At 42.2% G+C, this 23,284-nt stretch carries 18 protein-coding genes and 1 tRNA gene; 15 read left to right on the top strand and 4 right to left on the bottom strand.

Annotation, left to right across the window (positions count from 1 at the left end; all coding sequences use genetic code 11):
• The first annotated feature begins 3 nt into the window (after positions 1-3).
• The 8 genes from queD to E3K36_08035 all read left to right on the top strand — a co-directional run bounded on the left by queD (position 4) and on the right by E3K36_08035 (position 10,178).
• The gene (queD, locus tag E3K36_08070) at positions 4-369 is read left to right on the top strand and encodes a 6-carboxytetrahydropterin synthase QueD (protein ID MCF6155195.1); all 366 of its coding nucleotides are present in this window, start codon (positions 4-6) and stop codon (positions 367-369) included.
• A gap of 30 nt (positions 370-399) precedes the next feature.
• Complete coding sequence (locus E3K36_08065) at positions 400-1,689, top strand: bifunctional hexulose-6-phosphate synthase/ribonuclease regulator (GenBank protein MCF6155194.1); 1,290 nt, start codon at positions 400-402, stop codon at positions 1,687-1,689.
• A 40-nt stretch (positions 1,690-1,729) separates the two neighbouring features.
• Positions 1,730-2,230 carry a DNA helicase UvrBC gene (locus E3K36_08060; protein ID MCF6155193.1) on the top strand — a complete coding sequence of 167 codons (501 nt, stop codon included), beginning with the start codon at positions 1,730-1,732 and terminating at the stop codon, positions 2,228-2,230.
• A complete protein-coding gene (locus E3K36_08055; protein MCF6155192.1) occupies positions 2,217-3,284 on the top strand; it encodes a protein arginine kinase in 1,068 nt (355 codons plus the stop codon). The genes E3K36_08060 and E3K36_08055 overlap by 14 nt, the downstream gene beginning before the upstream one ends.
• A gap of 7 nt (positions 3,285-3,291) precedes the next feature.
• On the top strand, positions 3,292-5,772 hold the full coding sequence (locus tag E3K36_08050; GenBank protein ID MCF6155191.1) for an ATP-dependent Clp protease ATP-binding subunit: 2,481 nt from the start codon (positions 3,292-3,294) through the stop codon (positions 5,770-5,772).
• A gap of 102 nt (positions 5,773-5,874) precedes the next feature.
• Positions 5,875-7,233 (top strand): DNA repair protein RadA, encoded by a 1,359-nt coding sequence (gene radA / locus E3K36_08045; GenBank protein MCF6155190.1) that lies wholly within the window; start codon positions 5,875-5,877, stop codon positions 7,231-7,233.
• Complete coding sequence (locus tag E3K36_08040) at positions 7,230-8,246, top strand: SHOCT domain-containing protein (protein MCF6155189.1); 1,017 nt, start codon at positions 7,230-7,232, stop codon at positions 8,244-8,246. Before radA ends, E3K36_08040 begins: the two co-directional genes overlap by 4 nt.
• Positions 8,247-8,639: 393 nt before the next feature.
• A complete protein-coding gene (locus E3K36_08035; GenBank protein ID MCF6155188.1) occupies positions 8,640-10,178 on the top strand; it encodes a VanZ family protein in 1,539 nt (512 codons plus the stop codon).
• Between the two features lie 484 nt (positions 10,179-10,662).
• On the opposite strand, the gene E3K36_08030 is transcribed toward E3K36_08035, so the two are convergent.
• The 3 genes from E3K36_08030 to E3K36_08020 all read right to left on the bottom strand — a co-directional run bounded on the left by E3K36_08030 (position 10,663) and on the right by E3K36_08020 (position 12,354).
• Positions 10,663-11,307: a transposase gene (locus tag E3K36_08030; protein MCF6155187.1), complete on the bottom strand. Its 645-nt coding sequence runs from the start codon at positions 11,305-11,307 to the stop codon at positions 10,663-10,665.
• Between the two features lie 84 nt (positions 11,308-11,391).
• A complete protein-coding gene (locus E3K36_08025) occupies positions 11,392-11,625 on the bottom strand; it encodes a hypothetical protein (protein ID MCF6155186.1) in 234 nt (77 codons plus the stop codon).
• Positions 11,626-11,628: 3 nt separating this feature from the next.
• The gene (locus E3K36_08020) at positions 11,629-12,354 is read right to left on the bottom strand and encodes a hypothetical protein (protein ID MCF6155185.1); all 726 of its coding nucleotides are present in this window, start codon (positions 12,352-12,354) and stop codon (positions 11,629-11,631) included.
• A 452-nt stretch (positions 12,355-12,806) separates the two neighbouring features.
• On the opposite strand from E3K36_08020, the gene E3K36_08015 reads away from it, so the two are divergent.
• The 4 genes from E3K36_08015 (at position 12,807) to E3K36_08000 (ending at position 18,197) form a co-directional block, all read left to right on the top strand.
• On the top strand, positions 12,807-15,248 hold the full coding sequence (locus E3K36_08015) for a response regulator (protein ID MCF6155184.1): 2,442 nt from the start codon (positions 12,807-12,809) through the stop codon (positions 15,246-15,248).
• Between the two features lie 96 nt (positions 15,249-15,344).
• On the top strand, positions 15,345-15,716 hold the full coding sequence (locus E3K36_08010) for a response regulator (protein ID MCF6155183.1): 372 nt from the start codon (positions 15,345-15,347) through the stop codon (positions 15,714-15,716).
• Positions 15,717-15,719: 3 nt separating this feature from the next.
• A complete protein-coding gene (locus tag E3K36_08005) occupies positions 15,720-16,451 on the top strand; it encodes a response regulator (GenBank protein MCF6155182.1) in 732 nt (243 codons plus the stop codon).
• Between the two features lie 168 nt (positions 16,452-16,619).
• A complete protein-coding gene (locus tag E3K36_08000; protein ID MCF6155181.1) occupies positions 16,620-18,197 on the top strand; it encodes an HDOD domain-containing protein in 1,578 nt (525 codons plus the stop codon).
• Positions 18,198-18,277: 80 nt separating this feature from the next.
• Here the strand turns inward: E3K36_08000 and E3K36_07995 are convergent.
• Positions 18,278-18,354, bottom strand: a tRNA-Met gene (locus tag E3K36_07995).
• A gap of 251 nt (positions 18,355-18,605) precedes the next feature.
• On the opposite strand from E3K36_07995, the gene purD reads away from it, so the two are divergent.
• The 3 genes from purD to E3K36_07980 all read left to right on the top strand — a co-directional run bounded on the left by purD (position 18,606) and on the right by E3K36_07980 (position 23,052).
• Positions 18,606-19,883, top strand: a complete 1,278-nt coding sequence (gene purD / locus E3K36_07990; GenBank protein ID MCF6155180.1) for a phosphoribosylamine--glycine ligase — start codon at positions 18,606-18,608, stop codon at positions 19,881-19,883.
• Positions 19,884-19,941: 58 nt separating this feature from the next.
• Complete coding sequence (locus E3K36_07985; GenBank protein MCF6155179.1) at positions 19,942-20,553, top strand: class I SAM-dependent methyltransferase; 612 nt, start codon at positions 19,942-19,944, stop codon at positions 20,551-20,553.
• A gap of 303 nt (positions 20,554-20,856) precedes the next feature.
• The gene (locus E3K36_07980) at positions 20,857-23,052 is read left to right on the top strand and encodes an ATP-dependent DNA helicase PcrA (protein ID MCF6155178.1); all 2,196 of its coding nucleotides are present in this window, start codon (positions 20,857-20,859) and stop codon (positions 23,050-23,052) included.
• Positions 23,053-23,284: the final 232 nt, after the last annotated feature.

Raw genomic sequence — 23,284 nt, 5'->3', positions numbered from 1 at the left:
ATGGTGTTTGAACTTGTCGTTGAAACTGATTTTTCCGCAGCGCATAACTTGCGAGAATATAAAGGGCAATGCGAAAGGCTTCACGGTCACAATTGGAAGGTACAGGTCATCTTAAAGGCTGAAAAGCTGGATAAATTGGGTATGGTAATGGACTTTAGAGATGCGAAAAAGGTTATTGGGGAAATTATCAATAGATTTGATCATGTTTATTTGAACGAACTCCCGGATTTTGAGGTTTTAAACCCTACTACCGAGAATCTGTCCAAAATACTTTATGATGGATTAAAGAATGTCTTACCGATAGGGGTAAAGGTATCAAAGGTCACAACCTGGGAGTCCGACCGTTGCGGGGCCGCATATTCCGAATAAGGGCTCTTTTACAACTTGAGTGTAGATAGTATGACGGTAATATTACAAGTAGCCCTGGACTTCGTGGATCTTCACAGGGCCGTAAAGGTTGCTGAAGCGGCAATTGAAGGCGGCGCGGATTGGCTGGAGATAGGTACTCCGCTTATTAAAAGCGAAGGGATGAATGCGGTACGCCACTTGAGAAAATTGTTCCCCGGCAGAACGTTGATTGCGGATATGAAGACTATGGACGCGGGTCGTGCAGAAATGGAAATAGCCGCCAAAGCCGGCGCTGACATCGCTGTTGTGATGGGAAATGCCCCGGCCTCAACTATCAGGGAGTGTATACAGGCAGGGAAAAATTATGGTATAAAAATCTGTGTAGACTGCATTAACGATACTGACATTGAGGGTCGTGTTGCCGATATAGAAAAATGGGGTGCTGATTATATTGCCGTTCACACTGCCATAGATGATCAAATGCATGGTAAGACGCCGTTTGACACGTTGCGACATGTTTGCAGTAAAATAAAGATACCGGTTGCCGTAGCAGGTGGTATAAATTCTGAAAATGTAGTAGATGCTGTAAGCGCTGGGGCGAGCGTTGTCATAGTTGGCGGATATATTAGTAAATCAAAAGATGTAAAAATTGCGACAGAGACTATTAAAAATGCAATCAGAGAAAACCGAAGGATTTCTACTACGCTATTCAAAAGGGTGACGGGTAAAGGTATCCGTGAATCGTTAAAGCAACTTTCTACGGCAAATATATCGGATGGCAGTCACCGTGCTGAAGGTATTACTGGATTATATCCGATATATTCAAGTATTAAATTAATAGGGAATGCTGTTACCGTTCGGACGTATCCGGGTGATTGGGCAAAGCCTGTTGAAGCTATAGATATTGCAAAAGAAGGGGACGTGATTGTAATAAATGCAGGGGGTGTTGGGCCTGCCGTGTGGGGGGAATTGGCAACCCATAGCGCATTGCAGAAAAAAATAAGTGGGGTCGTTATCAATGGCGCAATGCGTGATCTTGCGGAGGTTAGAAAATTAAATTTCCCCATCTTTACAAAAATCGTAATGCCAACTGCCGGGGAGCCAAAAGGATTTGGGGAGATTAATATACCAATCAATATCTCGGGAATCCACATCAATCCGGGAGATTGGATTATAGGGGATGACGATGGGTTGATGGTAATCCCCACTTCAGTGGCCGATGCCTGGGTCAATTACGGGATGGATTGTTTGGAAAAAGAAAATAGGATACGGGAAGAGATATTGTCTGAAAAAAGTTCTTTAGGAAAAGTTATAGATGTGTTAAAATGGGAAAAGCGATAAACAGAGTTGGATCTGAGATTTGTTTGAGGCAACTGAATAAATGAAATGTGAATCTTGTAATAAAAAGCATGCGACAGTCCATTTAACAGAGATTGTCGGCGCGGTGAAAAAAGAACGGCATCTCTGCGAAGAATGTGCACAGAGTATCAATACACAGCTCACAAAAATACCCTCACCTACTGAGATATTAACAAGCCTCATCAATCAGGTAGCGCCAGAAATTAGTGAGATGTCTAAGATTGTTTGTCCTGTATGTGGATTAACTTATCTGGAATTTCGCTCCCACGGTCGGCTAGGTTGTCCGATGGATTATACGATTTTTAGAAAAGGATTAATTCCATTATTAGAAAAGATGCATGGCAGTGTCCAGCATGTGGGAAAGGTGCCTTCGAGGGCTGGGAAAGAATTAATTAAGAAAAATGAACTCATGCAATTGCGAAATGAGCTGAACAAGGCAGTCGAAAAAGAGGATTACGAAAAGGCAGCAGAGTTAAGGGATAGGATTTATGAACTTTCAGGCGACACCAGTGAAGATCAGTGATCTGGCTGATAATACAGGGGAATGGCTGAGAGGTACAGGACCTGAGTCGGACATTGTTATCAGCAGCAGGATTCGTTTGGCTAGGAATGTGGCGAGATTCCCTTTTCTTTCAAGGGCTAATGTAAAGCAAAAAAAGGAACTGGAAGAGATTGTCAGAGATAAAATCAGAGAAGCAGAGATTACTTCGGATCTTCGTTACATAAACCTTGCAGAAATCAATCCCGTAGACAGACTTTTTCTTGTAGAACGACATCTCATCAGCCGAGAACATGCAGGGGGAGAAGGTGAAAGAGGTGTGGCCTTTGGGAAGTCCGAGACCATCAGCCTGATGGTCAATGAAGAAGATCATTTAAGGATTCAGGTAATTCGTTCCGGGTTTGAACTAAAAGAGGCATGGAAAACAATTAACGAGGTCGATAATAAGTTAGAGAAAAAGTTAAATTATGCATATTCTTCACGTTTTGGTTATTTGACTGCCTGTCCTACCAATGTTGGTACGGGAATGAGGGCATCAGTTATGTTGCATCTGCCAGCATTGGGGATGACGCACCATATTGAAAAGGTTTTTAATGCGGTAATGAAGCTGGGTTTGGTGGTAAGGGGATTATATGGTGAAGGGACGCAGGTCTCCGGAGACCTGTATCAGATATCAAATCAATTCACCCTCGGAAAGTCTGAGTCAGAAATTATTGAAATTATAGAAAGTGTAATTCCCAGAATTACCAGTTATGAGCGGATGGCACGGAAGGCATTGATTTCTGAGAGCCGTGAACAATTAGAAGATCGTGTGTGGCGTTCTTATGGTATGCTGAAGGTGGCGCGGATGATTACTTCTGAGGAGATTATGCATCTACTATCTCAGGTCCGTATGGGGGTTAATTTAGGAATAATTAATGATATTGAAATGAAAACTTTAAATGAGCTTTTCATTTTCACATTACCGGGGCACTTACAAAAGTTAGAAGGGCGAGAACTTACTTCTCTTCAAAGGAATATTATTCGAGCAACGTATGTAAGAAAACGCCTGGGAAAAGCAGAAAGTTTGAAAGGATAGGTGTATTATGTTTGATCGATTTACTGACCGTGCTCGAAAGGTTATGGCGCTTGCACGAGAAGAGGCCAGGCGATTTAATCACGAATATATTGGTACAGAGCATATCTTGTTAGGGCTTGTGAAAGAAGGTAGCGGGGTTGCTGCCAATGTTTTACAAAACCTGGATATTGAACTAAAAAAGATACGTCTGGAGATAGAAAAAATTGTCCAAAGTGGGTCGGATCTTGTTTCTGTGGGGCAGTTACCTTTCACCCCGCGCGTAAAGAAGGTGCTGGAATATGCGATGGAGGAAGCGCGGGCGTTAGGGCATAATTATATAGGAACAGAGCATTTGTTATTGGGTTTGCTCAGGGAACAGGAAGGTGTTGCTGCGCAAGTATTGTTAAATCTGGGAGTAAAACTCGAAGATGTTCGGGAGGAAGTTATTGGGCTTTTGGGTTCGGAAGCGGTGCAGGGCGGTGTGAATCAGGAAAAAGAGGAAAAGAAGGGGAAATCAAAAACTCCGGCATTGGATTCTTTTGGCCGCGACCTTACACAGCAGGCCCGCGAACATGAACTCGACCCGGTTATCGGACGACAAGATGTGATTGAGCGTGTAATTCAAGTCTTGTGCCGTAGAACCAAGAATAACCCCGTGTTGTTAGGCGAGGCAGGGGTTGGGAAGACGGCTATTGTTGAAGGTCTTGCGCAGGCTGTGGTGCAGGGGAATATCCCTGAACTATTACGGGATCGCCGGATTGTGGCCTTGGATCTTGCAATGATGGTGGCCGGCACGAAATACAGAGGTCAGTTTGAAGAGCGTATAAAGGCCGTAATGTCCGAAGTAAAAAGGGCGAAGAATATTATTCTGTTTATTGATGAGTTACATACCCTGGTGGGGGCAGGCGGTGCAGAGGGTGCTATCGATGCTTCCAATGTATTAAAACCTGCATTGTCGCGGGGGGAAATCCAGTGCGTTGGCGCTACTACCCTGGATGAATATAGAAAATATATTGAAAAAGACGGTGCCTTAGAAAGAAGGTTTCAGACGATTATTGTCGAGCCTCCCTCAAAACCGGAAACGATTGAAATATTAAAAGGACTTCGTGACCGTTATGAAGCGCATCACAAAGTTCAAATTACGGACGATGCTTTAGAAGCCGCAACCGAACTATCCATTCGTTACATTACGGGAAGATATCTCCCTGATAAAGCAATTGATGTGCTTGATGAAGCATGTGCAAGGGTACGGCTTAAGGCAACCACCCAGCCACCAGATTTAAGACATATAGAGGAAGAGATCAATAAGCTGGAAAAAGATAAAGACGAGTCTGTGGCAATACAGGATTTTGAAAGGGCGGCCCGGTTAAGAGACAAGGCTGATAAGCTGAAAAAGAAAAAGGAAACCATTGAGAAAGAATGGCGGGAGACCCGCGCTGAGGTTGAAGGTGTCGTGAATAGCGAAATAGTTGCCGAAGTCGTTTCCAAAATGACAGGAATTCCCATGACACGTATCGAATCTGCCGAGGCCAAAAGATTGCTGCGCATGGAAGAAGAACTTCACAAGATGGTGATTAGCCAGGAAGAGGCTACAAAAGCGGTTGCTAAAGCGATACGCCGTTCCCGTGCAGGGTTGAAGAATCCAAATCGTCCTGTGGCTTCTTTTATATTTGTAGGGCCATCCGGCGTTGGGAAGACGCACCTTGCCAGGTCACTGGCGAAATTCCTGTTTGGTGAAGAGGAAGCCCTTGTTCAGATTGACATGTCTGAGTATATGGAAAAACATAACATTTCCAGATTGATTGGCGCTCCTCCCGGTTATGTAGGCTATGAAGAGGGCGGGCAGCTTACAGAAAAAATCCGACGTCGCCCGTATGCCGTTGTACTGCTTGACGAAATTGAAAAGGCTCATCCGGATGTATTTAACATGTTACTGCAAATTATGGAGGATGGGAAATTAACGGATAGCTTCGGACGTCACGTGGATTTTCGTAATGTGGTTATTATTATGACTTCAAACATTGGAGCAGATGTTATCAAGAACCAGGCATCTTTAGGTTTCAAAAAAGTAACGGATGCACATACTTACGAAATGATGAAAGAGCAATTAAAGAAAGAAGTCGAAAAACACTTCCGTCCGGAGTTTTTAAACAGGGTGGATAATATAATTGTCTTCAAGCCATTGGATAAGGAAGATTTGAAAAAGATCATTGAAATAGAATTAATCGGTGTTAAAAAGAGGCTGTATAACTTCAACATCAGCATTACGCTGACCGACGAGGTTTTAGACTTTTTGATAGAAAAAGGGTACAATCAAAATTTTGGGGCACGTCCACTTCGAAGGGCGATAGAAAGTTATTTAGAGGATCCCCTTTCAGAAGAAATCTTACAGGGCAGATTCGAGGGGAAGAAACTTGTGAAGGCGAGGGTACAGGATGGTAAACTGGTCTTTGACGAAGTAATTGAAACCCCGGAACCTGCACTGGCAAATGCCGAAAGTAGCCTATAGGATGAAATGTGACAAAAAGACGAACAAAAGGGGAGAGTAAAACTCTTCCCTTTTTTTATTTTCATGAAATCCGTTGTAGTATACAGATTAGCTAGTGTAGGTATGACAAAAACAAGCGTGGTGTATGTTTGCCAACATTGCGGCTGGAAAAGTCTGAAATGGGTAGGACGCTGTGGAGGTTGCGGGGAATGGGATTCGACGATAGAAGAGCTGATCACGCCCGCTGGTTCGGGTCATAAATCATTTACCATCAGTCGTGAATTGCCACAACCAATAACACAGGTAAAACTGCTGGAATGTCCTAGTATTGAAACAGGGATGGAAGAATTTGACAGGATTCTTGGCGGTGGATTGATTGCTGGTTCGGCTGTATTGATCGGAGGGACACCGGGAATAGGTAAATCCACGCTCCTTTTACAGGTATGTCAGTATATTAGCAAAAAAGGGTATACCACCCTTTATGTGACGGGGGAAGAATCGGTTGCTCAGACAAAACTTCGCGCAGAGAGGTTGTCCATTTTGTCGGATAGTTTATTTGTCGTTGCGGAAACAAATCTGGATTTCATACTGGAAAACATCCACAATATCCGTCCAACCCTTGTTGTAATCGATTCGATTCAAATGATTTACAAGCCACAAATAGAATCCGCACCCGGTACGGTTGCTCAAGTACGTCAATGTGCCAATGATCTCATTTCCGTGGCTAAATCTACGGGTTCTGCCATTTTCCTGGTAGGGCATGTCACCAAACAGGGCATTATTGCCGGTCCTAAAGTATTGGAACATATGGCGGATACGGTTTTGTATTTTGAGGGAGAAAAATTTCAGTGTTATCGCATCTTGCGAGTGGTAAAAAACAGGTTCGGTTCTACCGATGAGATTGGAATATTTGAGATGAGAAAGAATGGATTGAGACCGGTGGATAATCCATCTGAGATATTTATTTCACAAGGTCGAAGGATCACAGCCGGTTCCGCTATTATTTCCTGCATGGAAGGGACTCGTGCCTTACTAGTCGAGATACAGGCGCTTGTAACCAGGGCGAACTTTGGTATGCCTGAACGAAAAGTCAGCGGAGTAGACTATAATCGGGTTTCAATGATCCTTGCCATTCTTGAAAAACGGATAGGACTAAAGCTCGGGGGACAGGACGTCTTTGTGAATATCGTGGGAGGAGTTCAGGTGGATGAGCCCGCAGCTGATCTTGGTATCGCCATGACAATTGCGTCGAGCTTTAAAGAAAAAGTAATTCCTTCCGATATCGTATTTGTTGGAGAGGTAGGGTTGGGAGGAGAGGTGCGGAGTGTAAACCAAATTGAGATCCGATTAAAAGAGGCACAGAGATTGGGTTTTAAAAGGGCAGTTGTTCCTAAGGATAATACAAAGGGGATTGCTAAGGACCCGGGAATAGAACTGAGCGAAGTATGCTATCTTTCTGAGGCTGTAGAAATCATAGGATGAATTTCGTGAGAAATCAAAGATTGAAGCACACACTTTTGTTTCTGGGCATTGTCTGCATGATATTCTTTTGTAGATTTTTTGATGCCTGTGCAGATACTTATACAGACGATAGGATTGTGGTAAAACACGAGGAATTACCCGTTAAAAAGAATGGCCGTCGTATTCAATTTAATCATCCCTATGAACTGGCTGGGAATGTTATTACCAATGCATTGTCTTATATCTATTTTGAAGAGAAGGGCCTGTTGAAAAAGAAAGGAACCTTGAGGGTCTTTCAGGACGATGAAATAAGGAAATTAGTTCCCCTGATTATACAGGCGCTTTCCGTTGCAACGCCGACGCAGGTTGTTACTGTTTCGTCCTATTCTGAGCGCATGCTTTTGACCGACCAGCAGAATTATTGTGCCGTATTCATTTCAGAGCGTAATCTTAACATTGCCTTCAGCCGCATTCATATGTTTCAGTCATATAATGATGCTATGTCAGAGAAAAAAAGATATACAACGGCAAAAGAGAATCCTTCGCGGATAAGTCACAGCCGCTTTTGGAAGTTGATTCCGTCAGCAGGACAAAGGTTAGAACCAAGTCATGAAAACTGGCTTGTTATAGACTTGTCCAACGAAATGTACCAACAACCGGTAGCGCAAAGGATAGGGACGGTTGATGAAAAGATCAAAGTTGGTACCTCTGAACTGGATGCCCGCCTAAGGAAATTGGAAGAAAAGATGGGGACTGCCGGAGAAACGAGTGAGCTTGAATCAACCACGCCTGCAAGAGCAATCCGCACTGAAAGCAAAATAAAAAGCAAGCTAATCGTTCTGCGTGAGATGGTCAACGATGGGATTATTTCTGAAGAGGATTATGATTACAAAAAGGCAAAAATGCTCAGGGAAGCCATGGGCGATATGAGTATAAAGGAACAGTTGCAAGAGATAAAAGACCTGAAATCTGAAGGGCTGATTTCAGAAGATGATTATAACGAAAAGAAGAAGGAATTATTGGACCAATTTTAATTGCCAAGACAAGATTGACTCTCACCTGTTTTTTTACGGAAAGTCAGAGTTCGACAAAATATTCATTTTGTCTTAAGGACCGTAAAAATAAATACATCTAAATTTCTAAGCCGCACATCTTCATTAATTGTACGCAATAGCAACTGAGAGAAGCTCCACCGCAACCAAATTAACCCTCTCTTTCTCTCCCTGTGAAACGGGTTGAAAATAGGGCGGACTTAAGTTCGCCTTACAGCAGAATGCAAATACTTGCTAAAAAATAAGTTTTTTTCAAAATATACCAAATTGCCATCCTTTTATATCGTACTTTGTTAAAAATTACGCCAAGTTTATTTTGCAAAGTTTACTTAAATTCAAATTGTAATGGGAAGATAAGCCCCTCCTGAAATTAACATGATAACCAAACTATTTCGCGAAGGCCTGTTCGAAAAATGGGCGAGAGCCAGCATAAAGATAATTTTCTTCAACCTTGTACTTATTTTGGTTATAACCCTCTATCCTTACAATTTCTCCTTTAAAGAAAAGGACACCGGCTTAATTCATTATTTCCTCATTATTTTGGAACTGCGAAATCTAGGCTTTTTTGATGTTATCTGCAACATTTTGTTGTTTTTCCCTTTAGGCTTTGGTCTTGCTGGTTACTTACACCAGAGGCTATGTCTGGATGCGGTTGCGTCTCTTGCGATAACCATTTTGATTAGCTTCGGATTATCATACTTCATTGAATTTCTGCAAGGTTTCCTGCAATCTAGGTTTTCCTCTTTAGCCGATGTTTTTTCAAACAGTATAGGTGCATTATTCGGGTTTTTTTGCTTTTATCTATTGAAGAGTAAAGGTAAGGTCACGCGCTTTACATTGGACTTTGTGGAAATAAATTTACTACACGCATTTTTAGGTTACTCAGCTTTAGCAATTCTCATTTCTGTCTTCTTGTCACTGTCCACGAGTCTTGTCAATTGGGATAAGACATTCCATCTTATTTTTGGTAACGAGAGGACTGGGAACCGACCATGGCGTGGTTACATTTCTGAAATATATATTGCCGATCAAGCGATTCCAGAGACAGAGGCGGCATACGCCTTTTCCGGAAAAGGTTTATTTGATCCAATCAGAGATTCTCTTGTAGCCTTGTATCAATTGACAGATAGAGGATGCTATCGCGATAAAATGGGGCATCTCCCTGATTTAGTCTGGTGTGGGGAACCGCTGGATGTTCAACATAGCGGAGAGGTATTCCTTGGGGCTGATCATTGGTTGACAACAGCAGCCCCAGCGGAATATTTGACAGAAAGGATAATGAAGCATTCTCAATTTACTTTAATCGTAACGGTGACCACAGCCGACACGACGCAGAGTGGCCCTGCTCGAATCGTTTCGCTTTCAGCGGATCCCTCATGTCGCAATTTTACCTTGGCACAACAGGGCAGTGACTTAGTCTTTCGACTCCGTACGCCTCTTACCGGAAGAAATGGAACCAACCCTGAATCAATAGTCCACAATGTCTTTTCGACCACAAAGCCTCACAAGTTGGTTATCACTTACGATGGGTCGATTCTTACGATATATGTGGATGATGTGCATAATTCTCACATTTTTGAATTTAATCCTGTATCAAATCTTATAAGTTATTTATTCCCTTCACACGAGTTTGGCATGAAGTCCGTTAAGATTTTTTACTACGCACTTATGTTTATCCCTTTTGGTATTTTACTGGCTTTCACAATTAAAATAAAAAGACATTTTGTTATACAGGTACTAATATTATGCAGTGGTATTCTATTACCTCCTTTTTTATTGGAAGGCATTACTGCAGGAATTAGCGGCAGAGTTACGAGATTAGAAAATTTATTTATTAGTATGATATTTACAGCCGGTCCCATAGTTATCTTTAAACTTTTAAGATACCGCTTTGTGTTAAAACGGTCTGATTAGGTTACTATTTCTGCAGATTCATGGAAAAGGAAATATTAACAGTACTTAGTTAAATTAAGCGACCAAATTTTTCTTTGTGTGTTTCGATTTGATTTTGAAGCATTCATGGGCAAAAGAATCGTTCTTTGATAAAGTATGAGTTGAGGCGAATTCAAACAAGGAATTAATAGCAAGTTTGAGTTTATTAAAGATAGTAAGAGTAGTTTCAAGGGTTTCATTAAGACAGGTATTTTGTTTTATCCAGTAAAACAAGTGTCTATCTGATAAGGCAGACTTCGTCGTGAGCTCAGTCGAACGGGATTCCAATATGTCTGGCCTGGTGGTGGTCAAAGTAAAAGGTGTCTTTTACTTCCTTAAGTTTTTGTATCAGTAAAGACGACCAGTGAAAACGATTGTACATATTGTCAAAAGTTTATCTTTTATATCTGCCCCCCTCAGCTTTGCCCAAACAAGCCCTAAATATTCACGTAAAGCACTCTCAACTTTAAGGAATCCACCCACGTCCGGGAAAAACTGGAAGGGATTGATTGGTTTCAGAGTGGGTTCTTGTGTGATAGACGACGGCAAGGTAAGCGGAGAATGCCTGGCTGAGACTCTCAAGGGTGAGGATATCAGCGGAGCGGACTTCTGATTCGAACTGGGTTTGGCTGGTGCCGAAGAATCGTTCGACCAGACCGCCTGGGGCTGGGTCGCCTGGGGTTCTGTGGATGAGTTTCATGCCAATGGCATAACAGGCAGAGCGTAAGGCATCCGAGTGGTAGACTTTTGCATTGTCAAGGCAGAGTTCTTTGGGAGAGCCGTAAGTAGCCCATGCCCTGAGGAGGGAATCGATAAGGATATGGAGGGTTTGTTTGAGATAGTACCGGCCTTCGACTACGTAACGGCTGTAACAGTCGATAAAGAGGCAGAGGCTGGTGGGAATGGCTTCACCATCAAGGAGGACGTAGGGTCCTTCCTGGAAGTCTCCGATCCAGAGGTCGTGGGTATGGTCACGAGTCCAGCGTATGCGCACCTTTTGGTGAGAGATGCCGAGCTTAAGGCGTGTTGCCCCTGCAAGTCTGAGATGACGATAGAGGGTAGATTTGGGTATGGTTTTCCCGTAGTACTCTGCAGGAATCTGTTGAGGCAATCGTCACTGCGGAGGGGTTGTACTTTTTTGAGTTCGATGGCCTTGTCGATAATTTCCCTTGAAAGACTTCTTGGTGTGCCACGGTCAGATCGAGTCTTTCGTGCAGGAGACCGAAACCCGCCTTTGAGATACTGGTCGAGTTTTCGCCTGAGGGTAGAGATGCTGGGTCTTTTCTGCTTTCCGTTGGGAAAGAGGGCCTCCTGCTGAGAGAGGGTTTTTCAGATACTGATTGGTCTGCCTCTTTTCAATCTCACCGAAGATGACCGGATGGAGAAGTTTACACCAGAATAAAGCCCATTTTTTGTCTTTTGATTTCATCTTTCACCTCTCCCCATTTGCATGAGGACATGCTTTGTTGAATGTGGAGGTGATTGTAACTGAAGACCAGGAGTTTTTTGTTGCCAGGTCGGGGAAAAATGAAAAGCCAAAAAGGTTGCGATATGCCGACTCTGCGTGAAGCAATCGAAGGGCATGCTGGAGGAGGGTTTTTCGTTCATTGCTTTGATACTTTCTGGGATGGATGGGAGATATTTGGCGAAAGACCCGGAAGTCTCTTGACGTTTGTCTGATGAGGTCAAAGGCGTTGCGGAGGGTATTTTTGAGTGAGCCGAAGAAGCTCAGCCACCTCCAAACGGTTGGCCCTGCAAGCATGCGATCATCTATTTCCTGCCTGCCTGTGCGTGGCTGCACGCAGACAGGTGTGCGGGTGGTATATCCGATGGCAGAGGAGACGCTCCGGTAGGTTTCTGTATCATCTTCGAGATAAGCTTGACTGAAGGAGAAACAATGGTCTTTTACGTACCGCTTGTAGGGGAGTGCATACTCCGGATAGAAAGTAAACGTCATCTTGCACACGGAGCATTTCCACTGCCCCGGGAAAGACTCTATCGTATGAACAAGGGAGTCAATAATAACGTGAAACAATCGATGTCTTCGCTCATGGAGAGTAAAAACGCGATGGGTACTTTTACCGTTTGGACAGAGACAAGGTGTCTGTTTTGTCAAAATATCCTTTTCATGCGCACGGATTTTTTCTACAATAACCACGCAATACCTCCTTTACGGGGGGAAAGGGGCAGGAGGATGATGTCTACCAACAACAATCGATCCTTCTGCCCTGAGTTTTTTATGGTTCAAGAAATCTTACAAAACTCAACTATTTTGAGACTTATACGTTGTTTAAGAATCATTTATTCTGAGACATAGCATTTTTACCATGTCTATCGGGCATATCCGATTGTGCCATCGCCGTATTATGCCGCTGCCGGGTAGGGTTTCACTGTTTAAGCATGAATATCTTATTACACAGATGCGTGACTGCATTTCATCCCTTCGACGTAGCTCACAACTATGATATTAAATACGTGTAAGTAAAGAATTGGACGCAGGGGATTAAGATTGTTAAAATATGTATAAAATGATTATTATCATATGGAGAAGAAAATGAGCATCGAAATTACGGTCGAATTAAAAGTTGAAGATATTGCAAATTCAATTAAATGAAGATTAGACACAAACTCGTAATACTATTGGCCGTGTTGCTGGTTACTTTGAACGGCGTAATTGCCTTTTCAATTTATAAACGAACACGCCACGAATTTATCAAAGAGGTCCGGGAAAAGGCCAAGTTAATTGCCATGGAATTAGAAACCACCCGAAATTATCTTGCCTCTGCCCTGCAAACATCCAAAATAGAAATCAACGAACAGACAAAACTTTTTATTCCTGCCGTTTCTGGCCATGGCATCGGGATGAAATATGCCGAAAAGACAGGCTACATTATAAAGCAAACCAGCATGAGGTATCGGAATTTATTCAATAAACCTGATCCCTTTGAGGAAAGGGTACTCAGGAAAATGGAAGAAGATCATAACCTTACTGAGTATTGGAATGATGATGTTATAGATGGGAAAAGGGTGGAACGTTATCTGTATGCCTTATACGTAAAAGAGGATTGTCTCCTTTGCCACGGACCAGAAGAAAAAGCCCCGGAATTTATTCGAAAAAATTACGCTGCAGGTTACGATTATAAAGTAGGAGAATTGCGAGGGGCAATAAGTGTCATTATTCCAAAAGAAATCGCTGAACAACGGTTTGCAGCGAACGTTGTTTTCTTCATTACTGCCAGTTCTGTTAGTATCTTGCTGCTCGTGGCTATTATCTTTCTGACAACAGGAAAATTTATGAAGCCGATAGAAAGGTTAACGGCTGCTGTGGCTACCATCACGAAAACAGGTGACCTTACAACAAAAGTAGATATATCGTCTAAGGATGAGGTGGGACAACTGGGTAGGGCATTTAATGATATGTCTACCAAATTGCAATCTACATATGTTACGCTGGAGCAACGAATTGCCGAAAAGACCGCTCATTTGCAACAGGCCGTTTTGGCCTTAGAACGAGCGAATAAAATGAAATCGGAGTTTCTGGCCAACATGTCACACGAACTGCGTACACCACTCAACGCAATAATTGGCTTTGCAGAGGTACTCAGGGATAAGATTGCCGGCGACTTAAATGAAGAACAGATGGACTTTGTTAATGATATCCACAGTAGTGGCCGCCACCTCCTCCAAATGATCAACGACATATTAGACTTATCTAAGATCGAAGCAGGCAAAATGGAGTTACAGTACGAAGTCTTTCATGTGCCAGAGGCCATTGCGGATGTGTATACCATACTAAAAGGACTCGCCAGTAAAAAACATCTGGAATTAAAGACAGAAATATTGACGGATGTAAAAAACATCGAAGCGGACCGGGTCAAATTCAAACAAATCTTGTATAACCTGCTCTCGAATGCCATAAAATTTACTTCGGAGAATGGTAAAATTACCTTAGAGGCTGGCCTTGTGGATGATATGCTGCAGGTATCAGTATCTGACACGGGAATTGGAATGAAATCAGAAGATCAGGAGAAGGTGTTTAAAGAGTTCTGGCAGGCAGATAGCTCGTTTGCCCGAAAGTATGAAGGAACGGGATTAGGGCTTGCCCTGACAAAAAGGATTGTCGAAATGCATGGGGGGAAAATCTGGTTTGAAAGCGAATACGGAAAAGGGAGTATATTTTATTTTGCATTACCTGTAAATGCCCCGGTCAGAACAATACCCCCTAAAGAGAGCGAGGCCAAGCCTCGCCATGTAATACCCACCGGGGAAAAGGAGGCAAAAACCGTTTTGGTTGTTGAAGATGACCGTATGGCTGCTGACCTTCTTACCCTGTACTTAACAAATGCCGGCTATAATGTTATCGTAGCTGTTGACGGAGAAGATGCTATTAAGAAGTCAAAGGAATTCCACCCTTTTTTGATTACCCTGGACATTATGTTGCCAAAAAAAGATGGATGGGACGTCCTTTCTGAGCTGAAAAATTCTCAAGACGTCGCTGATATACCGGTAGTTATCGTGTCGATTGTAGATAATAAAGAACTCGGTTTCAGCCTGGGCGCAGTAGAATATTTAATTAAACCCATCGATAGGGAAAAACTCATTACTACAGTGAATGCCTGCATTCCTATTGAAAGGATTGAGGGTAAACCTATGAAAATATTGGTCGTGGATGATGATGAAAAGGCCGTTAAGTATATGAGCACTATACTTGAAAATGCAGGCTTTGAGGCACTGAAGGCATACAGCGGTAAAGCAGGAATCAATCTCGCTGTTAACAGTAATCCGGATCTCATAATACTCGACCTTATGATGCCGGAGGTAAGCGGTTTTGATGTAATTGAAAGGCTCAGGGTTCATCCAGCAGCAAAGGGGATTCCCATCATTATTTGTTCTGCAAAAGATATTACCCCTGAGGAGAAAAAAGTATTAAACGGCAATATTTTAGCTATCGTTCAAAAGAGTAGCCACACGAAGGAAGATCTTCTTGCGGCTATTAAGAAGATAGAACAGTTCCGTGGTAAAAAAGAAACCACAGAGGCAGAGAGTTCATAATAAGTTCTAAACCCGAAATTAGTATTTTTTTTCTGTGCATACCAGTGTCTCTGTGGTTAAATATTGAATAATCCGTCATTCGATAAGGGAAATTATATGTCTGGCAAAAATGTAATGGTTGTAGAAGACAATGAAAAAAACCGAAAACTCATGCGTGTAGTACTTAAGGCAAAGGGATACAATGTGATCGAGGCAATCACCGGTGAAGAAGCATTAGCCATTTTAAAGAATCAAAAACCGGATATTATTCTTATGGATATCCAACTTCCTGGAATAGACGGCCTTACCCTGGTGAAACAAATCAAGGCAGACGCAATTACAAAAGACATCCCCATTATCGCCGTAACCGCTTATGCCATGAAAGGAGACGAACAAAAAATCTTAGATACGGGCTGTAATGCTTATGTTAGTAAACCTATCAACACACAGGAGCTGCCGCTCATCATAGAAAAATATATTAAAAAATAGGATATGGACAAGGCAAAAATATTAGTGGCTGATGATATCAAACAAAATGTAAAACTGCTCAGAGTGATTCTGACAGCGTCCGAGTATGATGTAATTGAGGCATATGACGGTGAAGAAGCATTAGAAAAAGCAAAAACGGAAAATCCCGACTTAATATTACTGGATATTATGATGCCGAGGTTAACTGGATACGAGGTGTGCCGGAAGTTGCGTGCTGATGGGACAACAAAAAACATACCTATCGTAATGATTACCGCCTTGCATGAAATGGACGATCGTATCAAGGGAATTGAAGCAGGCGCCGATGACTTCATCAGTAAACCCTTTAATAAAACAGAACTCCTTGCCAGGGTAAAATCGCTGCTCCGCATGAGACAGCCAACCAAAAAAAAGGATGAAACGCCGGTATTGGACACGATCTTATCTGGTCTGGCGGAAGGTGTAGTTGTTACCGATGGACAATGGAAAATAAAGAACATGAATCAGACAGCACAAGAACTTTTACATATCCAGGCCGACACCGAAGATATGGATCTCCTGGCTCATCTATCACGTATGAAATTGTCCATATCCATGGATACCCTCAGGAATATTCAAGAAAAAACCACAGATTTTCAGATATTGCCTTCAAATACTCAACACCCCCTTCCTGCAAATGCCAGGATGACAAAGATATTCGATGAGCACGGAAATATCGTCGGTATTACATTAATTGTAAAAAAGGAAAATACATGAATTCAAATAAAATTTTTATAAAATATCGCCTTTTTTAACCGATAATACTATTTACAAAAGGATGTGAAATATTACTAATTACCATAGAACTTTCTTGTTTTGTAAAGAAATGCATGGTCTTACAGTTGTGCCATTTGCCATTTTTCTAGCTTTACAAAGAATCGGACTATGACAAAGAATGACGTCTTAAAGATTGTTTTGAAATCACCTTCTTTGCCTACCTTACCAACAGTAGCGTGTAAACTTATTTCAGTCTCTTCGAAAGAAGAAACTGGCATGAGAGATATTGCAGAACTTATCTCCATGGATGCCTCACTATCAGCAAAAGTACTCAAAATAGCTAATTCGGCTTTTTATAATTTTCCTTGTAAGATAAGCACGATACAACAGGCTGTATCGAGAATTGGAATAAATGCAATTCGAAGTCTTGTTCTTTCCTTTTCTTTTTTTTCAATAACATCAGGGGAGAAAAAAGATATTTTTAACTATGAGCAATTTTGGGAACAATCCCTGTCTGGTGCTGTCGCTGCGAAACTTATTATGTCAGAGATTACCAAATTCGATTGGGAAGAAATTTTCATTGCCGGACTGTTACAAAATATCGGAATATTAATTCTGGCACTTTCGTTTCCGCAACAATATAATCAGGTCTTATCAGAGATATCCAACAGTAAAAAAGGCATCACTGAACTGGAAGAGCAATTGATCGGAGCAAACCATACATTCATTGGATACGAGGTCTCTAAAAATTGGGGGTTCCCCCCTGTATTGTTTACTCCTGTTCAATACCACCATTGTCCAAAAGACTATAAAGGGAACGATAAAAAGCTTAAGCTCGCCATTGATATTGTCTATTTGTCAGGAATGATTGTCAACATTCTCTACTCGAATAAACCCCAGATGTACCACCAAAAATTTGTGAACGAATCCAAGACAATGCTTGGCTTCACTGATAAGACCATCGGGAAGATACTAGAACACGTTGTCTCAGAAATAACAGAGGCTACCAGTTTATTTGGCTTTCATACCAAAGATCACAAATCAATTGAGGAAATCCTGCTGGAAGCCAATGCGGCCCTGAGTATTATAAATATGACATATGATCAAATGAACAGAGAACTCGTTGCCGCCAAAGTACAATTGCAAAAACTCACCAAAGAGCTTCAGGAAAAAAACAAAATCCTTGAAAGACTTGCACACCTGGATAGCTTAACAAAAGTATACAATCACGCCTATTTCCAAAACCTTCTTGAAAAGGAAATTAACCTGGCAGCCCGCAAAAACTCAAATCTCAGCATCATACTGGCAGATGTCGATTATTTCAAAAGTTTTAATGATAAATATGGACATCAAACCGGTGATTTTATTTTAACAGAATTGTGCAAATTAATGAAAAAATCACTACGGGACTATGATATAATCGCTCGTTATGGCGGCGAAGAATTCGCAATTGTTCTTGTTGAAACGACCGGGCAAGAAGCTCAGTCCGTGGCGGAAAAATTACGTGAATCAATTGCTATGCACATCTTTATCAACAATAACAAAAAATATCATGTTACGGCAAGTTTCGGTGTAGCAGAAATAAAGCCCGCTGTAGATACTTTTACGAAAGATGATCTTATTACCTTTGCAGACAAAGCTTTATTTGAATCCAAGAAGAAAGGCCGTAACTCTGTTACCGTTTATACCCTGAAGAAAAGATGGTTTGGAAAGAAATACAGCGTTGTTTTCCAGAAGCAGGAATAGGTAAAAAATTCGTACAATAATCTAATTATCACACCTACATGAAAAAAGAGTACGGCGTAACCGCAAACCCTTAATTTTATTGGTAGCGGGGGTGGGATTCGAACCCACGGCCTCCGGGTTATGAGCCCGACGAGCTACCAGACTGCTCTACCCCGCGTTATTGTGCAAATATTTACTTCACCAGATATTCCATTCATCACTAAGTAGTATTTTCATCAGTATATCAGTCCATGCCGAACTGTCAAGAATAAAAAAACTTTCCTTTTTACACACCTATTTTGATACAATAGTTGCGACGGCCCAGATAAAAACACAATGATTTCTTCCCCAGGGCTTTACCCCTGGCTATACTCTTTCGTCCCTTCGGGACTCATTGTTATTTGATAAACAATTAAGGTAGAAAACCAAATGAAAATATTGATTATTGGAAGCGGAGGACGAGAACACGCACTTGCATGGAAAATTGCACAATCGCCACTGGTAAAACGAATTTTCTGCGCACCGGGAAATCCGGGAATTGCAGAAGTTGCTGAATGCATTGATATAGAGGCAGAAAATATTGATGGTCTTTACAACTTCGCCGTCAAACAAAAAATAGAGCTGACCATTGTTGGTCCAGAAGATGCTTTAATGGCCGGCATCGTCGACAGATTCAGGGATGGACATCTGAATATATTTGGACCCAATAAAAGAGCATCGATTCTCGAGGGAAGCAAGGTCTTTGCAAAAACCCTTATGAGAAAACACGGCATCCCTACTGCCGATTTTAAGGTCTTTGAAGATTTAAAGCAGGCAAAAAAACATCTGTCGGCATGCGAATTCCCTTTGGTTGTTAAAGCCGATGGTTTGGCCAAGGGAAAAGGTGTTTTTATCTGTAAGACATTGGAAGAGGCCAGCAAACACATAGACGATATCATGAAGGAAAAAATCTTTGGATGCGCGGGTGACAAGGTCGTCATCGAAGAGTTTCTTTCAGGAGAAGAGGTCTCCATGCTTGCAATTACCGATGGAAATACCATTTTACCCCTTCCATCTGTGCAAGACCACAAGGCCATTTATGATGGTGACAAGGGGCCTAACACCGGCGGTATGGGAGCATACACACCCGTACCATCGATTACAGAAGATATGCAGCTTTCCATAGAGGAAAATATCCTGGTACCCATCATTCATGCCATGAAGAGAGAAAACCGACCTTATAGCGGTGTCATTTATGCAGGATTAATAATCACAAGCACCGGCCCAAAAGTGCTTGAATTTAATGCCCGATTTGGTGACCCCGAGACTCAGGTACTTCTCATGAGAATGAAGAGTGATTTGGTCCCGCTCCTGTTATCAACGGGAAAGAATACTTTAGAAGATACTGAAATTGAATGGGATAACGGCGCCTCCATATGCGTAGTTATGGCCTCTAAGGGCTACCCCGATAAATATGAAAAGGGGTTTCCCATTTCGGGACTGGAAACAGTAAGAGGACTGGATAATGTCCAGGTCTTTCATGCTGGGACCTCCATGAAATATGGCAAGGTTATAACCAATGGCGGGCGGGTGCTGGCGGTCACGGCTTTGGGAAAAAATATACCAGAGGCGCAGAAGACCGTTTATGGTGCAATTCAAAAATTATCTTTCGAGGGGGCGCATTATCGAAGAGATATTGGCGCAAAGGCCATTTATCTAAAGACTTAGTGAAATGAAATTTATTATTAAAAAATCTATTCCTTCTTCCATCTTTTTTTTGTATATAATGGTTTTTTACGTTCTTATCGGAAGCACTTTATTGTCGTTGTTTGCAAATAACCAGGACAAACTTTTTTGGGATAAGAAATACGAAACGGAGACTTATATCTTTGGTAAAGAACCGGTTGAATTCTTAAAAGAGCATATTGACATCCTGCCCCGGGGAAAGGCACTGGATATTGCCATGGGTGAGGGAAGGAATGCTGTGTTCCTGGCAAAAAACGGGTTTGCGGTGGATGGTTGTGATATCTCAGAAATAGCTGTTAAAAAAGCCAAAGAACTGGCAAGGGAACACAATGTCGCGATCCATGCCTTTGTCTCTGATTTAGAGACTTACCAATTGCCCAAAGCTACCTATGATGTGATAGCGTGTTTTTATTATCTGCAACGCGACCTCATTCCTCAGATGAAAGAGGCGCTAAAACCGGGAGGGATGATTATTTACGAGACCTATACCATAGAAAATTGGGAACGCGGATTCGAAGGCCCGAAAAATAAGGATTACTTATTGAAACCGAATGAACTTTTAAACCTCTTCAAGGACCTTAAAGTTATTTATTACCGGGAACTGGTTTTAAACAACAAAAAAGCCGTTGCGAGCCTGATTGCAAAGAAATAAAAAACGTTTAGAACCACAGATTTCTCAGATTGCACAGATTTTTGGATTATTAAATTTCACAGATTTTGTGGTGTCAGGAGTTAACTCCTGACACCACACTAAGTCACCAACAGGAATATGCTTTTACACAGTATGTCATTTTCGAATGAATAACTATAATAATTCCTAACCCAAACAAGTCGGAAAAGACAAAATCCGAAGCACGAAATTCGTGAGTCAACCCTGTCAGGGTTTTAAACCCTGACAGGGTTAATTTTATTCATCTTTTTGCTGAAAATATCAAAATTATCTTTGGAAAATACTATGTCACTATTACAAGACGTTACCGACAAGCAACGTGAGGCAATTACCCACATCGAAGGACCTCTTTTGGTGGTGGCAGGAGCCGGGAGCGGGAAAACACGCGTGATTACACGCCGCATCGGCTATCTGATGTCGCAGGGTGTAAGGCCTCACAACATCCTTGCTATTACCTTTACCAACAAGGCGGCTGACGAGATGTATGAACGGGTAAAGCAATTTTCATCACATAAAGGACTCTGGGTCTCTACATTCCATAAGATGTGTTCACGCATCCTGAGACGCAACATCGACCGGCTCGGATATTCAAGGGACTTTAGCATCTACGACACGACCGATCAACTGAACCGGGTGAAGTCCATTATGGCCGAGCTTCAACTGGATACCACGCGGTGGAAACCCCGCAGTGTTATCAGCTCCATTAGCAATGCCAAAAACAAACTCGTTGACCCCGAAACCTTTAGCTCGACTGCTTCAGGCTTTTACAACCTCAACGTCTCCCAGATTTATAAAAAATATCAGGCTCTTCTTAAAGCCAATAATGCACTGGATTTTGACGACCTCCTGATAAAAACCATCGAGCTGTTTAAGACCCATCCCGATATTCTGGAGATGTACCAGGACCAATTCAGGTTTATCCTCATTGACGAATATCAGGACACCAATTATTCCCAGTATACCATTACCCGTCTCCTGGCAAACAGATACAGAAACATCTGTGTAACGGGAGACCCTGACCAGTCCATCTATGGCTGGCGCGGGGCGGATATCCGGAATATTATGGATTTTGAGAAGGACTATCCCGATGCTAAAGTGGTGTTGTTAGAACAGAATTACCGCTCTACGAAACACATCCTCCATGCGGCCTCCAGTGTGATTCAGCAGAACAAATACCGAAGACAGAAGACCCTGTGGACAGAAAACACCCTGGGAGAAAAGATCAAGGTAGTTTACTGTGAAGACGAGCACGGTGAAGCAGATGAAATTGCCAGATTAATAAGAGAACTGAAAAACAGAGGTATGAAATATTCTGAGATTGCGGTATTTTACCGTACCAATGCCCAGTCCCGAGTACTGGAAATCTCTTTGAGAAACTCCGGGATCGCTTACACAATTATTGGTGGTGTTGAATTTTATCAAAGGAAGGAAATAAAGGATATCCTTTCCTATCTGAGATTGTGCATCAATCCACATGACGAGGTGGCCCTGGAACGTACCATCAATACCCCTACCCGTGGTATAGGAAATACCACCGTGAAAAAGCTGAAAGACTGGGCTGCTGCACAAGGCACAGGTCTTTTTCATGCCATACAACACGTTGGCTCCATACCAGAAATTACGGGTAAATCGGCCTTAGCAATAAAGAGATTTTCTGAACTCATCTCCGGTTTACAGCAACTGCCCAGATCACCCGCAGAAGATATTATTAAACGAGTGATTGAAAGGACAAACTATTTTGCATTTCTCAGGGAATCCGGGGAAAAGGAATCGGAGGACCGTATCGCCAACGTGGAAGAACTGGTCAATGCCGCTCATGAATACGACATAACTTATGGAGAGGGTGATTTACAGGGGTTTTTAGAGGAGGTAGCGCTTGTTTCCGACGTGGATGAACTGGAAGATACCGCTGAAGCAGTGACCCTCATGACACTTCACACGGCAAAGGGACTGGAATTCCCCGTTGTCTTTCTTACCGGCATGGAGGAGGGGTTGTTGCCCCATTCCGAATCAAACGACGTAGATGAAGAAATTGAAGAAGAGCGAAGGCTTTGTTACGTGGGCATCACACGGGCAATGAAGGAGCTCTTCCTTACCCATGCCAAGCGCAGGATGCGATACGGGCAAATGAACGTATGCAAGCCATCCCGGTTTTTAGATGAGATACCGTATGAAATCGTAGATGCGATTGATAAAACAAATCGTGAGTATTCTTATAACACGTATTACAATAAAAGCCCGTCATTTCATGACACACCATCTGAATTTGATTTAGACACCGCCAATCCGGCAAGCGCAACACCGGGAGGAAATTCTCTTTCGTTTTCGAGCGGGGAAGTGGTCAGACACCCCCTTTTTGGTATTGGAAGGATACTGGAAGTCTCCGGCAGCAATGAAAAGGCAAGCGTCAAGGTGAGTTTTAATGTCGGTGGGACAAAGCATCTCATGCTGGCATATGCGAAATTAGAACGGGTAATATAAAAACCAATGATAAATTTCGCCATGTGAGGTCTTCTTACATCCAAGGCAAGATGCCGAAATAAATTCGGGGAATTTTATACAGGAAGGGTGGCACGGATAAACATCCAGACTGTGCCAAATGAAACTGTTCTTTGACAAAAAAGTTTGAAAAAGAAACCCTAGCAGGCACTATTTTTCAAAAGCGAGTTGTTTCAAGCTGAAATAATATGATAAGTGACTATCGATATCACAT

The organism is Candidatus Brocadia sp., assembly GCA_021646415.1.
Classification (GTDB): domain Bacteria; phylum Planctomycetota; class Brocadiia; order Brocadiales; family Brocadiaceae; genus Brocadia.
Note: the sequence above shows the minus strand (reverse complement) of the source record. Positions and strands in the feature narration are given on the sequence as shown.

Bases quoted from the DNA above. Each gene is read 5' to 3' on its own strand.
- purD (MCF6155180.1), top strand. From the start codon at position 18,606: ATGAAAATATTGATTATTGGAAGCGGAGGACGAGAACACGCACTTGCA.
- radA (MCF6155190.1), top strand. From the start codon at position 5,875: ATGACAAAAACAAGCGTGGTGTATGTTTGCCAACATTGCGGCTGGAAA.
- E3K36_08015 (MCF6155184.1), top strand. From the start codon at position 12,807: ATGAAGATTAGACACAAACTCGTAATACTATTGGCCGTGTTGCTGGTT.
- E3K36_08035 (MCF6155188.1), top strand. From the start codon at position 8,640: ATGATAACCAAACTATTTCGCGAAGGCCTGTTCGAAAAATGGGCGAGA.
- E3K36_07985 (MCF6155179.1), top strand. From the start codon at position 19,942: ATGGTTTTTTACGTTCTTATCGGAAGCACTTTATTGTCGTTGTTTGCA.
- E3K36_08050 (MCF6155191.1), top strand. From the start codon at position 3,292: ATGTTTGATCGATTTACTGACCGTGCTCGAAAGGTTATGGCGCTTGCA.
- E3K36_08005 (MCF6155182.1), top strand. From the start codon at position 15,720: ATGGACAAGGCAAAAATATTAGTGGCTGATGATATCAAACAAAATGTA.
- E3K36_08010 (MCF6155183.1), top strand. From the start codon at position 15,345: ATGTCTGGCAAAAATGTAATGGTTGTAGAAGACAATGAAAAAAACCGA.
- E3K36_07980 (MCF6155178.1), top strand. From the start codon at position 20,857: ATGTCACTATTACAAGACGTTACCGACAAGCAACGTGAGGCAATTACC.
- E3K36_08060 (MCF6155193.1), top strand. From the start codon at position 1,730: ATGAAATGTGAATCTTGTAATAAAAAGCATGCGACAGTCCATTTAACA.
- E3K36_08025 (MCF6155186.1), bottom strand. From the start codon at position 11,625: ATGAAATCAAAAGACAAAAAATGGGCTTTATTCTGGTGTAAACTTCTC.
- E3K36_08065 (MCF6155194.1), top strand. From the start codon at position 400: ATGACGGTAATATTACAAGTAGCCCTGGACTTCGTGGATCTTCACAGG.
- E3K36_08000 (MCF6155181.1), top strand. From the start codon at position 16,620: ATGACAAAGAATGACGTCTTAAAGATTGTTTTGAAATCACCTTCTTTG.
- E3K36_08040 (MCF6155189.1), top strand. From the start codon at position 7,230: ATGAATTTCGTGAGAAATCAAAGATTGAAGCACACACTTTTGTTTCTG.